General features: G+C 71.8%; 1 protein-coding gene (only partly in view). It reads right to left on the bottom strand.

Annotated elements, in window-relative coordinates:
* A protein-coding gene (locus LBW94_RS36535) for a non-ribosomal peptide synthase/polyketide synthase (protein ID WP_225058438.1) crosses the window boundary here: on the bottom strand, positions 1 to 15,670 show its 5' portion. 2,264 nt of this gene lie to the left of the window's left edge; 15,670 of the gene's 17,934 nt are visible here — the first part of the coding sequence; its start codon is at positions 15,668 to 15,670; its stop codon lies beyond the left edge, outside the window.

Raw genomic sequence — 15,670 nt, 5'->3', positions numbered from 1 at the left:
CGCCGTCGGCCCGCCACCGGACGATATCGCCGGAGCGGTACATCCGGTCGCCGCTGCCGGAGGGGTCGGCGACGAACCGCGCCGCGGTCGTCGCGGGCCGATCCCGGTAGCCGGTGGCGAGCTGGTCCCCGGACAGGTACAGCTCGCCGGGCACCCCGATCGGCACCGGCCGCAACCGGCCGTCCAGCACCTGGACCCGGCTGTTACGGACCGGCCCGCCGATCGGCACGGTGTGCTCGTGATCCGCGCGCACCTCGTAGGAGGTGATCGAGACCGCCGTCTCGGTGGGGCCGTAGAGATTGAACAACCGTGCCGCACTGCGGCCGCGGAATTCGGCGGCGGTCGCCGGGGGCAGCGCCTCGCCGATGGCGAGTACCGCCCGCAGCGTCGGCGGCAACGGCCGCGCCGCGACCAGCAGCATCGTCAGCAACGACGGCACCGTGTGCAGCACCGTCACGCCGTATCGATTCATCGTGTCGCACAACAATTCCGGGTCACGTTCGGCACCCGGCGCGGTGACCACCAGGCTGCCGCCGCAGGTGAGCGCCGACCAGAACTCCCACACCGACAGGTCGAAGGTGGCGGGCGTCTTGAGCAACACCCGGTCGTCCGCGCTCATCGTGAATTCGTCCCGCAGCCAGCACAATTGATTGACGACGGCGCTGTGCGGGACGGCCACGCCCTTCGGTGTGCCGGTCGAGCCGGAGGTGAAGATCAGATAGGCGGTGTGCGCGGGCCACAGCGGACCTGGCCGGTCGCCGTCGCGTACCGGCGCCGCCGAATATCCGGACAGCTCCAGCCGATCGAGCCGGATGCCGGCCGTTTCGGCCGAATCGTGCACCGCGACAGCGTCATCGGTGCCGAGCAGGCACACCGGCCGGGCGGCGGCGAGGACGGCCGCGATCCGCTCGGCCGGATGATCCGGATCGATCGGCACGTAGGCGCCACCCGCCGCGGCGACCGCGTACATCGCGACCACCAGATCGATTGATCGCCGCAACAGCAGGGCGACAGTCGATTCCGGACGCACTCCGATGGCGATCAGATAGCGGGCCAGCCGGTTGACCCGCCCGTCGAGTTCGGCGTACGTGAGCCGGATTCCGGACTCGTCGGTCCCGTCGAGCAGGGCCACCGCCTCCGGTGACCTCCGCACCTGCCGCGCGAACAGCTCGGGCAGGGTCACCGGGGCGACCGGGTGCGCGGTGTCGTTCCAGGTACGCAGCAGCGCGGTCTGCCGCGGCCCCAGCAGATCCAGGTCGCCGATCACCGGATCCTCGCCGCCGGCGATCGTCTCCAGCACTCGCGCCAGCTGCTCCGCGATCCGCTGGGCGGTCGCCGCGCTGAACAGGTCGGTGGCGTAGCCCAGCGCCAGCTCCATGCCGGCCGCCTCGCCGGTGTCGGTGTAGTGATCGACGGCGAACAGGTGCAGATCGAATTGCGCGGTGCCGGTGTCCCATTCGTATTCGGATACCGTCAGCCCGGGTAGTCGCGGCACCGTCCGCTCGTGGTTCTGGAACGACAGCCCGACCTGCACCAGCGGATGGCGGGCGGTCGAGCGCTGCGGATTCAGTGCCTCCACCAGCATTTCGAACGGTACGTCGGCATGCGAGAAGGCGGCGACGTCCGCAGCGCGCACGCCGGCCAGCAGGGCGCCGAACCGCTGCTCCGGATGCACCCGGGTGCGCAGCACCAGGGTGTTGACGAACATGCCGACGACATCCTCGAGCAGCGCGTCACCACGACCCGCGATCGGGGCGCCGACGGCGATATCGGTGCTGCCCGACAATCGGGCCAGCAGCGCCGCGTAGGCGGCGTGCACGACCATGAACAATGTGGCGCCCGCTGCCCGGCCGACCCGCCGCAGGCGGGCATGCACATCGGGAGCGACGGCGAGCGCAACCCGGCTCCCGCGCAGGCTCTGCCGGGGCGGGCGCGGTCGATCCCCGGGCAGATCCAGTTGATCCGGCAGTCCCGCGAGCGTGGCGCGCCAGTGCGCGATCTGCTCGGCCGCCGACGACTGCGGATCGTTCTCGTCACCCAGCAGCGCCCGTTGCCACACCGCGTAATCGGCGTACTGCACCGGCAGTGGCGGCCACGACGGCGCGTTGCCGCCGAGCCGGGCGCTGTAGGCGGACATCAGGTCCCGGGCGAACGGTCCCACCGAGGAGCCGTCCGCCGAGATGTGGTGCAGCACCGCGACGAGGACGTGTTCGGTTCCCGCCGTGCCGATCTCGAACAGCCGCACCCGTACCGGCGGCTCCGCCGTGACATCGAACGGAGTGCCGACGAGCTGCTGGATCCGCTGCGCCACTTCGGCTTCGGACACCGCAATCGATGCGGGCAGCACCGGCTCCCCGACCGGGAGGATCACCTGCGCGGGTGCGCCACCGGTGTCCGGGTAGACCGTCCGCAGTGATTCGTGCCGCGCGACGACATCGCCGACGGCCGCCCGCAGCGCCGCCACCTGCAATCGTCCCGACATTCGCAGGATCAGCGGAATGTGGTACGCCGCACCGGCATCGTCGAACCGGTTGAGGAACCACATCCGCTGCTGGGCCGGCGACAACGGGATCGGGCCGATCCGGTCGCCGGCGCGCAGCACCGGCCGTGCCCGCCCGGCCGTGATCGCGAGCGCCGCCAGATCGGCCACCCGCGGCGCCTCGAACACCCAGCGGACCGGGACCACCGTCGCGAGTGCGGCACCGATGCGCGCCGCCGCCCGCGCCGCGGCCAGGGAACCGCCGCCGAGGCGGAAGAAGTCGTCGTCGGCGCCGACCGCCTCCACGCCGAGCACCTCTGCGTAGACCGCGGCCACCAGATCCTCCGCCGGCGTCGCGGGCCGGCGATGCGCAGCGGTCTCGAAGTGCGGCGCGGGCAGCGCCGCGTGATCCAGTTTTCCGTTGACCGTCAACGGAATTCGCTCGACGATCACGATCGCGACCGGCACCATGTGCTCGGGCAGCCGCGCCGCGACCCGGCGGCGCAACGACTCCGGATCCACGGCGCCGTCGGCGGCCACGTACCCCACCAGGCGGGCGTCCTCGAAGGTGTCGTCGTGGCGCACGATCACGACCGCCTCGCGCACCCGGTCGGCGGCCAGCAGCACGGCCTCGATCTCGCCCGGCTCGATCCGGAAACCGCGCAGGTTCACCTGATGATCGGCCCGGCCCAGATACTCCAGCGCACCCGCGGCCGTCCACCGCGCCACATCGCCGGAGCGATACGCCACCGCTCCGGCCGGGCCGTACGGATCCGCGACGAACCGGCCCGCGGTCAGCGCGGGACGGCCCAGATAGCCGCGCGCCACCTGGCCACCGGACACATAGATCTCGCCGGGCACCCCGACCGGCACCGGTCGCAACCGCGAATCCAGCAGCCGCACGGCCAGTCCCGCGAGCGCGCCGCCGATCAGCGCGGCCGGTCGCGCCGGATCCAGTACCTGATGGGTGACATGCACGGTGGTCTCCGTGATGCCGTACATGTTCACCAGTTCCGGTGTGCGGCCATATCTTTCGAACCAACTCGTCAGGCGCGCGGGATCCAGCGCCTCACCGCCGAAGATCACCCGGCGCAGCCGGTACGGCGCGGGCGGCAGCGCCAGATCGGCGGCGGCGAGCTGATGGAACGCCGACGGCGTCTGGTTGAGCACCGTGACCCGCTCGTCGACGAGCAGTTGCCGGAACTGCTGCGGCGACCGGGTGACGGCATGGTCGACCACCACCGCCGTGCCACCGGTCAGCAGCGCACCCCACAGTTCCCACACCGCGAAATCGAAGGCATACGAATGGAACAGCGTCCACACGTCGTCGGCGCCGAATCCGAAGTGCCGCCGGGTGTTGTCGAGCAGCCGGATCACGTTGCGGTGCGGGATCATCACGCCCTTGGGCCGCCCGGTGGACCCGGAGGTGTAGATGACGTAGGCGGGATGCGCCGGATGCAGCGCCCGTCGCCGGTCCCGGTCACCGATCGGCCCGGAATCCAGCCGATCCCAGGCCACCGTGTCGATATCGATCACCGGGCCGCCGAACCAGCCTCGGGCCGGTCCGCTCCGGGCACTGGTGAGCGCGCACACCGGAAGTGCGTCCGCGAGCAGCCATTCGATGCGATCGGCGGGATAGGCGGGATCGACGGGCAGATACGCGGCGCCGCTCTTGAGCACTGCCAGCAGCGCCGCCACCAACTCCGCCGAACGCGGCAAGGCCACCGCCACCAGCGCTTCCGGCTGCACTCCCGACCCGATCAGCCGCCGGGCCAGCCGGTTCGACCAGGCATCCAGTTCGGCGTAGGTGAGCGAGGTGTCGCCGTCCCGTACCGCCACCGCATCCGGATCCACCGCCACCGCGGCCGCGAAACGCGCCACCACCGTGTCGATTCCGGCCTCGTCGGCGCCGGTGATCGGCCACTCGTACAGTGCGCGGCGCTGTTCCTCGGCGCTCAGCAACTGGATGTCGCCGACCACCACGGTGCGATCGGCGGCCACCGCCGCCAGCACCTGCTCGAACCGGCGGGCCAGCACCGCCACCGTCGGCGCGTCGAAAAGATCGGTGGCATAGGTGATCTCGATATCCAGACCACCGGCGCGGCCGTCCGAGCCGAACTGCTCGACCACCGTGAACTGGAGGTCGAACTTCGCCGCGGGCGCCGCCAGCGGCACCGGGCGGATGTCGAGTCCCGCCGTCTCGAAGTCCGGGACGGTGAAGTTCTGGAAGGTCAGGGCCACCTGGAACAGCGGATGCCGATGCGCCACCCGGGCGGGCGCGAGCAGTTCGACCAGTGCGTCGAATGAGGCGTCCGCATGCGACAGCGCCGCGAGATCGTCGGCCCGGACCGCGTCCAGCACGGTGTCGAACCGGCTGCGGACATCGATCTCGGTGCGCAGCACCACGGTGTTGACCACCATGCCGACCAGATCGTCGAGCGCGGCGTCACCACGCCCGGCGACCGGGGTGCCCAGCGCGATGTCGCCGGTGCCGGACAGCCGGGCCAGCAGCACCGCCAGCGCCGCATGCACCGTGCTGAACAGCGTGGTCTCGTGCTTGCGCGCGAGTTCACCCAGTTCACTGTGCAGATCCGAATCGATGCCGAGCCGGTGGGTGCCGCTGCGATACGACGGCGCCGCCGGGCGCGGCCGATCCGCGGGCAGATCCAGCTGTTCCGGCGATCCGGTCAGCCGGGTGCGCCAATAGTCCAGCTGCCGACGCAGTTCGGAGCCGGGATCGTCGGCGGCGCCCAGAATGTCGCGCAGCCACAGCGTGTAGTCGGCGTACTGCGCGGCCAGCGGCTGCCACTGCGGCGCGTGCCCGGACCGGCGCGCGGTGTACGCCACGACCAGATCGCGGGCCAGCGGCCCGAGCGAGAAGCCGTCGGCGGCAATGTGATGCACGGTGATCGCCAGGACGTGATCGCCGGCGGCGAGCCGGAACAGGCGCGCGCGCAACGGGATCGCGGCGGCCAGGTCGAATCGGATCCGGGCGTGCGCCGCCAGCAGGGCGGGCAGGGCCATCGTGACCACCGGCTCCAGCGGCAATTCCACCGGGGCCGCGGGGAGTACGACCTGTTCGGGTCCCTCCGGGCCGTCGTGGTAGACGGTGCGCAGCGATTCGTGCCGGGTGACCACATCGGTCAGGGCGGCGGCCAGCGCGTCCCGATCCAGGTCACCGCGCAGCCGCAGGGCCAGTGGAATGTTGTCGGTCGCCGCGGCGGTATCCGTGGCGGCGCCGGCCCGGTAGCGGTCGAGGAACCACATGCGCTGTTGCCCCGGGGACAGCGGCAACCGGGCGGGCCGGGTGCGGGCGGTCAGCGGCGGGCGGGCCGCGGCCCCGGCATGCTCCTGCAAGCGGGCGGCCAGTGCCGCGACCGACGGTGCCTCGAACAACATCCGCACCGGGACATGGACATCGAGTGCGGCGCCGAGCCGGGCCGCCGCCCGGGTGGCGACCAGCGAATTGCCGCCCAGTGCGAAGAAGTCGTCGTCGCGGCCGATTCCCGGGCGGCCGTGCGGGATTCCACCCAGCACCTCGGCGAACACGGTCGCCACCAGGCGCTGCTCCGCACCCGTCGGCGCCCGGAACGCCCGCTCCTCGAGCGCCGGAGCGGGCAGGGCCGCGCGATCCAGCTTGCCGGAACTGGTGACCGGGAGCGTGTCCAGCGTCACGAACGCCTCGGGCAGCATGTAGGACGGCAGCCGCCGCGCCATCGCGGCGCGCACCGCGTCGAGGTCGACGGTCGCGCCGGGGACGGGGACCAGGTAGGCGACCAGCCGGTCGCCGGTGTGACGCTCGGCGCGCACCACGGCCACCGCCCGCGCCACCCCGGCGACCTCGGCGGCCGCCGCCTCGATCTCACCGAGTTCGATCCGCAGGCCACGCAGTTTGACCTGGAAATCGTTGCGGCCCAGATATTCCAGCTCACCGTCCGCATTCCAGCGGGCCAGATCGCCGGTGCGATACATGCGGGAGCCGGTGTGCCGGTGCGGATCGGCGACAAACCGGTCCGCGGTCAGATCGGCCCGGCCCGCGTAGCCGCGCGCCAATTGCGTACCCGCGAGGTACAACTCGCCGGTGACGCCGGGCGGCACCGGCCGCAGCCGGTCGTCGAGCACGTAGCCGCGACTGTTGAGGACCGGACGGCCGATCGGGACGAGATCGGGTTCGGTGTCGGTCACCTCGTGCCGGGTGATGTCGACGGCGGCTTCGGTGGGCCCGTACAGATTGTGGACGGCCGCACCGGTCGTCGCCCGCATCCGCTGCGCGGGAGCCGCGGTGAGCGCCTCCCCCGACGTGAAGACCAGGCGCAGCGAACCGCACGCCCCGATGTCACCCGCCGTCAGGAATGCCGCGAGCATCGACGGCACGAAATGCAGCACCGTGACCCCGGCGGACTCGATCAACGCGGTCAGCGCGACCGGATCCCGATGCGCGTCCGGCGCCGCGACCACCAGCCGTGCGCCGGTCTGCAACGGCCAGAACAACTCCCACACCGACACATCGAAGGTGGCGGGCGTCTTCTGGAGAACGACATCCGAGGCCGTGAGCGGGTATTCGCGCTGCATCCACAGCAGCCGGTTGACGATCGCGGCATGCGGCACCGCGACGCCCTTCGGCCGTCCGGTCGACCCGGAGGTGAAGATCACGTAGGCGGTGTTCGACGGCCGCAACGGGGCCGGCCGCTCGGTATCCGTGACCGGCGCAGCGGAATACGCCGACAGGTCGAGCCGGTCCAGCCGGACCACGCCGGCCTCCGGCAGCCCCGGCTGCGCCTCGGCGGCGAGGACGCAGACCGGCTGCGCGGTGTCGAGGATGTGCCGCAGGCGTTCCGGCGGCTGCTCCGGATCCAACGGCACGTAGGCACCACCAGCGGCCACCACCGCGTGCACGGCGACCACCAGGTCCAGCGAGCGAGGCAGGCTCAGCGCGACCGGAACGTCGGGGCCGACGCCCCGTTCGATCAGCCAGCGGGCCAGCCGCCGCACCCGGGCGGCGAATTCGCCGTGGGTGAGGGTGATTCCCTCGAAGGTCACCGCCGGCAGCCCGGGATCGCGGACCGCCAGCGCCTCCCGCAACGCGGGCAGGGTCGCGGTCGCGGGGTCGAGCCCCGGTGGCAGCAGCGCGCCGATCGAGCATTCGGTGGCGTTCCAATCCCGCAACACCAGTGCGGATTCCGCGTCCGACAGCAGGTTCAGCCGGTCCAGCCGCCGATCGGGCGCGACGGCAACGGTTTCCAGCAGCAGCCGCAGCCGGCGGGCGAATCCGGCCACGGTCGGCGGGTCGAACAGATCGGTCGCGTACTCGAAGACCGCGGCGAGCCCGTCCTCCTGGTCGGCGAGGGTCAGTTGCAGGTCGAATTTCGCGGTGCCGGTGTCGATGTCGACCCAGGTGCCGGTGAGCGCCGGCAGCCGGAACGGGGTCCGGTCGATGGCCGGCAGATCGAGCATCACCTGGAACAGCGGGTGCCGGGCCGCCGAACGCGGCGGGTCGAGCACCTCGACCAGCCGCTCGAAGGGAAGTTCGGCCCGCTCGAACGCGCGCAGGTCGCGATCCCGCACGGCGGCCAGCAGGTCGGCGAAGGTCCACTCCGGCGCGATCTCGGTGCGCAGCACGACGGTGTTCACGAACATCCCGACCACGTCGTCGAGCAGCGGATCACCGCGCCCCGCGACCGGGGTGCCGACGGCGATGTCGCGTTGCCCGGACAGCGTCGCCAGCAATACGGTGAAGGCCGCGTGCACCACCATGAACAGGGTCGCCCGGGAATCGCGCGCCAGCCGATGCAGATCGGCGACCAGCGCCGGATCCAGCGTGAACCGCAGGCGGTCACCGTGTCCCGAGGCCGTCGCCGGGCGCGGGCGGTCGGCCGGCAACGGCAGCAGATCCGGCAATCCGTCGAGTTCGGTCGTCCAGAACCGGATCCCGCGACTGATCCGCGCATCCGGATCGTCCTCGGCGCCGAGCAGTTCCCGCTGCCACAGTGTGTAGTCGGCGTACTGCACCGGTAGCGGATCCGGCTGCGCCGGGTCGCCTTCGACGCGACGGCGGTAGGACCGCAACAGATCCCGCGCCAACGGGGTGATCGACCAGCCGTCCGCCGCCAGATGGTGCACGGCGACGACCAGCACGAACCGGCCGGAACCGGATTCGGCCGCGTCGGATTCCGCCGCGATCCGCAGCAGGGTGAACCGGATCAGCGCCGCCGCCGCGACATCGAAACCACGGCGCGCGAATTCCTGAACAGCGCACTCGATTTCGTATTCGGCAATGGTGCCGGACCGGAATTCGACGGCGGCCGCGGGCAATACCCGCTGATATCCCACACCGTCGCGGGCCGGGTAGACCGTCCGCAGCGATTCGTGCCGGGTCACCAGATCCCCGGCTGCGGCCCGCAAGGCGCCCTCGTCGAGACGGCCCTCCAGCCGGATCGCCGCGACCAGCGAATTCACCGCCGAACCGGCGTCGAACTGTTCCAGGAACCACATCCGCTGCTGCGCATAGGACAGCGGCACGAACTCCGGCCGGGGCCGGACCGCGAGCAGCGGCCGCACCGCGACCGGCTCCTGCGACAGCGCGGCGGCCAGCCCCGCCACGGTCGGATGCTCGAACAGCGCCCGCAACGGCACCTCCGCACCCGACCATGCCGACAGCCGGGCCGAAATCCGGGTCGCCACCAGCGAATTGCCGCCGAGGGCGAAGAAATCATCGGCGGCGCCGACCCGTTCCACTCCGAGCACCTGCTCGAAGACGGTCGCGACCGCGTGTTCGGCGGCCGTCACCGGAGCGCGGTACCCCACCGCCGCCACCACCGGTTCCGGCAGCGCCGCGCGATCGAGTTTGCCGGAGGCGTTCAGCGGCAACGCCTCCAGGCGCACGTACACCGTCGGCACCATGTACGAAGGCAGTTGCGCCCGTAGTCGTGGCGGCAGCACCTCCGCCGGATCCGCGAGGTCGGTGACGACACAGGCGGCCAGCAGGTCACCGGTGTCGTGCCGGACCAGCCGCACCGCGGCGGCCCGCACCTGCGGCACCGCCGCCAGCGCCGCCTCTATCTCCCCGAGCTCGATCCGCTGCCCTCGCAACTTGATCTGGAAATCGGTGCGGCCCAGATATTCCAGGACGCCGTCGCGGCGCCGCCGCACCAGATCGCCGGTCCGGTACAGCCGCCCGCCGCCGAACGGATCGGCCACGAACCGCTCGGCGGTCAGCCCCGCTCGCCCGTGATACCCCCGGGCCAGCTGGATTCCGGCCAGATACAGTTCACCGGCCACCAGATCCGGCACCGGCCGCAGCCGCGCATCGAGCACATACGCGGCGCCACCGCGCACCGGCCGTCCGATCGGCACCGGCCCGGCGGCCACCGTCACCGGCGCATGCGTCGCGTGCACCGTGAATTCGGTGGGCCCGTACAGATTGTGCAGCTCCGCATCCGACACCCGGGCGAATCCGGCCGCCACCTCACCGGCCAGCGCCTCGCCCGCGACGAATACCGCACGCAGCGAGGCAATCTCCACTGCCGCCACCCCGGCGGCGAACACGGCCAGCTGCGAGGGTACGAACGAGATCAGCGTGATCCGCTGCACGGCAACCAGTTCGGCCAACTCCCGGACATTCCGGTGCGCCTCGTGCGGCGCCACCACCAGTCGTCCCCCGGCGCACAACGGCGCGAACAACTCCCACACCGACACATCGAAGGTCGCCGGGGTCCGGAACAGCACCGCATCGTCCGCCGCGATGCCGTATTCGCCGATCATCCAGGCGATCTGGTTCGCCACCGCCGCATGCGACACCGTCACGCCCTTCGGGCGACCGGTCGACCCCGAGGTGAACAGGACATAGGCCGGATGCTCCGGCCGCAATACGGCACGCCGTTCACCGTCGGCCACCGGCGTCGCCGCCCGCCGCCGCACCGCCGGCCCGTCCACCGCGAGCACCGGCACCCCCCACCCGGCCACCTCGTCGTCCGCCCCGGACACCACGCCGTCCACCCCGACCAGCACACACACCGGCCGGGCAGTGCTCACCACATACCGATTCCGCTCGGCCGGATGCTCCGGATCCAGCGGCACATACGCACCACCGGCCACCAGCACCGCGTAGACCCCGACCACCAGATCCAGCGACCGCCGAATATGCAGGGCCACCACCGTCTCCGGCCCCACCCCGGCCGAAACGAGCTCCCGCGCCAGCCGATTCACCCGCGCCGCGAACTCGGCATACGACAGCTCCACGCCCTCGTACACCACCGCCACCGCATCCGGCGTCCGCGCCACCTGCGCGGCGAAAGCCGTCACCACACCGTGCGTTCCGGCCGCGTCCGGCCGCCGCGGCCCACCCGCCGATGCGGGTCCACCGTCATCGCCCGGCGCGGCGGCCTCGAACAGCCCGCCGTCCGTCTCCCCCGAATCTCCGGTCGACGCCCTGTCCGCCGCATCCTGCCGGGCCCCTCGTCCCCGGCGCCGATCGGCCGAGGACAGCGGCGGCCGCATCGCATCCGTATCGTTCATCTCATCGACCACACGAGCGTTGGCGGCCGCGACCACCGCCGGGGTGATCGAATCGGGGACGGCAGACGGGGCCGGCCGGCCCGCCGCCGTACGCTCGGCAGCCGGGACCGCGTCGTCGGTCGTGCCGGCCGCCGCGGCCGTGGCCAGTACTCGCTCCCACTGCTCGGCGTCCAGCAGTGGCAGGTCGGCGATCGGGGTGGTGTCGTCGGTGACGGCGGCGCGCAGCAGCCGGGCGAACCAGGCGGCGTAGCCGGCGATGGTGGCCGGGTCGAAAAGGTCGGTGGCGTAGGTGAATTCGGTGTGAATCCCCGCCGGTGCCGGACCTTCCCCGGGAGCGGCACCGGCGAAGTGCTCGGCGACCGTGAGTTGCAGGTCGAACTTGGTCGTCCCGGTATCCAGGGTACTCGTCCGCACCGTCACATCCGGGAGGTCCAGCGGTCCGGGCTCCGGGCCCGCCGCCGACAGCAACACCTGGAACAGCGGGTGCCGGGCCTGGGAGCGGGGCGGGTTCAGGGCCTCGACCAGGTGCTCGAACGGAAGGTCCGGGTGGGCGAAGGCCGCGAGGTCCGTGGTCCGCGCCCGGTCCAGCAGCGCGGCGAACGGCTCCGCGCCGTCGACCCGGGTGCGCAGCACCAGCGTGTTGACGAACATACCGATGAGGTCGTCCAGGGCGCGGTCACCGCGGCCGCCGACGGGGGTGCCGATCACGATGTCGTCGCCGCCGGAGATCCGGGCCAGCAGCGCGGCCAGGGCGGCGTGCAGCACCATGAACACCGACACCGACCGGGTCCGGGCGTAGGCGGCCACCGCGGCGTGCAGATCGGCGGGGATCTCGTGGTGCAGGACCGCGCCCCGGCCGCTCGCCACCGCGCGGCGGGGGCGGTCGGCGGGCAGGTCGAGTTGGTCCGGGGCCCCGGTCAACGTCGCGGACCAGTACCGCAGCTGCCGGGCCGCCAGTGAATCGGCGTCGTCGGCACTGCCGAGCCGATCCCGGTGCCACACCGCGTAATCCGCGTACTGCACCGGCAACGGCGGCCATTCGGGGGCCGCGCCGGCCAGGCGGGCCCGGTAGGCGTGGCTCACGTCGCGGGCGAGCACCGGCAGCGACAGTCCGTCGGCGGCGATGTGGTGCAGCACGACTGCCAGCACCACTTCCGCACCGGTCTCGAACACCCGGGCCCGCAACGGCGGCCGCGATTCCAGGTCGAACCCGGCGGTGGCGAATCGGCCCAGTTCGGCCGGAAGATCGTCGGCGGCGATGCGCACCACTTCGACCGGTTCACCGGGCCGCGGCTGCTGGAAGGCGACACCGTCGGCGTCGCAGGGGAATACGGTGCGCAGCACCTCGTGCCGCTGCGCCACATCGGCGACGGCCCGGCACAGCGCGGGTACCGAGGCCGCGCCGGTCAGCCGCACCACGAAGGGCAGGTGATAGGCGGCCCCGCCCTCGAGCCGGTTGAGGAACCAGATCCGTTGCTGTGCGGGCGACAACGGCACCCGCGCCGGTCGCTCCCCGGCGACGAGCACCGGCGCGGTGGATTCGGCGTTGTCCCCGTCGTCCTCGATCAGCACCGCCAACTCGGCCACGGTCCCGGCGTCGAACAGATCGCGAACGGTCAACCGGCAGCCGAGTTCCGCATTCAGCCGCGCCGACACCTGCGTCGCCACCAGCGAATTGCCGCCCAGCGCCAGGAAATCGTCATCGAGGCCGACCGATTCGCGGCCGAGTACCTCGCCGAACACGCCCGCCACGGTCCGCTGAATCGTCGTCTCCGGGGCGCGATGCTCGACGGCCACCCGGACCGGCGCGGGCAGCGCCGATCGATCCAGCTTCCCGGAACCGTTGACCGGCAACGCGTCCAGCACCTCGAAGGCGGTGGGCACCATGTAGCCGGGCAGTTCCCGGGCCGCCGCCGCCCGCAGCCGCGTGACATCGACGGCCCCGGGCGCGGTTTCGACGACATAGGCCACCAGTTGTTCGACGGCGGCATCGGTGCGGACCACGACCACGGCCCGCGCCACACCCGGCACCGCGCCGAGCACGGTCTCGATCTCGCCCAGTTCGATCCGCAGCCCGCGCAGTTTCACCTGGAAGTCGGTGCGGCCCAGATACTCCAGCTCACCGTGAGCGGTCCAGCGCACCAGATCGCCGGTGCGATACAGCCGCGTCCCGCGCGGACCGAACGGATCGGCCACGAATCGCTCGGCGGTCAGATCGGGCCGGGCGATATACCCCCGGGCGAGCTGTACCCCCGACAGATACAGCTCGCCCGCGGCGCCCACGGGCACCGGCCGCAGCCGTGAATCCAGCACGTACAGCCGCGTATTGTACACCGGCGCCCCGATCGGGACCCCGGTGCGGTCCGCCGTCGTCACCTCGTGCGCGGTGACATCGACGGCCGTCTCGGTGGGACCGTACAGATTGTGCAGTGTCAGCCGCCCGGCCGCGAGCAGACGCTGCGCCAGCGGCGCGGTCAGCGCCTCACCGGAGGTGAACACCAGCCGTACCGAAGGGGGCACCGCCGCGCTCACGGCCACCCCGGCCAGGAACGCCGCCAGCATGGACGGCACGAAATGCACGACGGTGACCCCGAATCGGGCCAGGCTCGCGCGCAGGGCCGCCGGATCCCGGTGCTCGTCCGGCTGTGCCAGCACCAGCGTAGCGCCGATCTGCAAGGGCCAGAACAGTTCCCACACCGACACATCGAAGGTGGCGGGTGTCTTCTGCAACACCACATCCCGTTCGTGCAGTCGATAGGCGGCCTGCATCCACAGCAGCCGGTTCGCGATCGCGGCGTGCGAGACCACCACGCCCTTGGGCCGTCCCGTCGATCCGGAGGTGAAGATCACATAGGCCGGATGCGCGGGTCGCAATGCGGTGGCGCGCTCGCGATCCCAGACCGGACCGCCGGGCAGCCCCGACAGGTCCAGTTCGTCGAGCAGCACCGCGCCGGCCCGGTCCGCGGGTGCGTCGGAGGTGGTGGTCAGCAGGCAGGACGGTCGCGCCGTGGCCAGGACGTACCGGGTGCGGTCCGCCGGGTGGTCCGGGTCCAGCGGCACATAGGCCGCCCCCGCCGCGAGCACCGCGTACATCGCGATCACCAGCCACGGTGACCGGCGCAGGTGCAGCGCGACCCGGTCCTCCGGGCCGATGCCGCGCGAGATCAGGTGCCGCGCCAGTCGATTCACCGACTCGGCCAGTTGCCCGTAGGTCAGATCCGCGGCGCCGTCGAAGCGCAGCGCCACCGCTTCCGGCGTCCGCGCCGCCCGGTCGGCGAACAACGAGGCCAGCGTCGGCACCGGCCCGCCCGCCGGACGCAGTTCCACCGTGGTGGAATTCCAGGTGCGGACGCTGATCTCGCGTTCCAGATCGGTGGTCACCGGCACCGAGGCCAGGGTGCGCGCCGGATCCAGTTCGACCAGCCGTTGCAGGAATCCGAGGAACCGGCCGTGGTGCCGGGCGATCTCGTCGGCGCCGTACAGATTCGGGTTGGCCTCGAAATCGACGTGCACGCAATTGCTGTCGCCGTAGTACACGTTGAGGCTGAGGTCCTCGACCGGACCGGTGGACAGCACGTGATAGCGCGCGACGGCGTTGCCGAGCGGCAGATCACTCTGGAACAGCATGATATTGGCGATCGGCCCGAACAGCGCCCGGCGCGCGGTGTGGGTGTCGCGCCCGGCGTCGCGGCGGATGTCCTCGTAGCGGTACCGCTGCCTACGCAGCGCCCCGGACACCTCGGCCCGGGTCGCCTGCAACAGTTGCGCCCAGGTCACGTCGCCGACGGCGAGCCGCAGCGGCACGATATTGGACAGCATGCCCGCGGAACGCCGGGACACCGCGCTGGTGCGGGCGGTCACCGGCAGGCTCAGCACCACCTCGTCGCGATCGGTCAGCCGGGCCAGATATCCGGCGAAGGCCGCCAGCAGCACCACCGCCGGGGTCGAATCGTTCGCGGCGGCAAGGTCGTTGAGATGCTGCACCACGGTGTCCGGCAGGGCCCGGCCGTAGACCAGATTGCCCGCGGCCCGCGGCGCGTTGCGCCCGTCGAGGGTGGTGGCGCCATCGAGCCCGCGCATCCGCTCCGCCCAGTAGTCCCGGTCGTGCCCGGCGCGTTCGCTGTCCCGGTAGGCGTATTCGGCCGCGACCAGATCGCGCAGGCCGCTGGGGCCGACCGGTTCGGGCTCGACGCCCTGCAACCGGGCGATGTAGCGCTGCGCCACCCGCAGGGTGTTGGTGACCGCCCCGTATCCGTCCAGGACCAGGTGGTGCGCCCGCAGATACCAGAACCAGCGCCGCTCACCGAGACGCAGCACGGCGCCCGCGAACAGCCGATCGGAGAGCAGGTTCACCGGCGCGGTGTAGTCGGCTCGCATCCATTCGTGCGCCGCCGCCGCCGGATCGCGGTGCGATCGCAGGTCGATCAGCGGGATGTCCACCGGCAGCGCCGGATCCAGCACCTGGTAGGGCCGGCCGCCGATCTCGACCAGGCGCACCACGGTGGACTCGTACTCGCGCGCCGCGTCGATCGAAATCTCATGCAGCACAGCAGGATCGAAATCGCCGTCGACATCCACGTACTGCGCGATGTTGATCGGCACGTCCGGGTCGAGCAGCTGGGCGTACCACACCCCGAGCTGCGCCGGCGCCAGCGGGAACGGTTCGGGCTCCGGCAT

It is taken from the genome of Nocardia sp. alder85J, assembly GCF_020176955.2.
Taxonomy (GTDB): Bacteria; Actinomycetota; Actinomycetes; order Mycobacteriales; family Mycobacteriaceae; genus Nocardia.
Note: the sequence above shows the minus strand (reverse complement) of the source record. Positions and strands in the feature narration are given on the sequence as shown.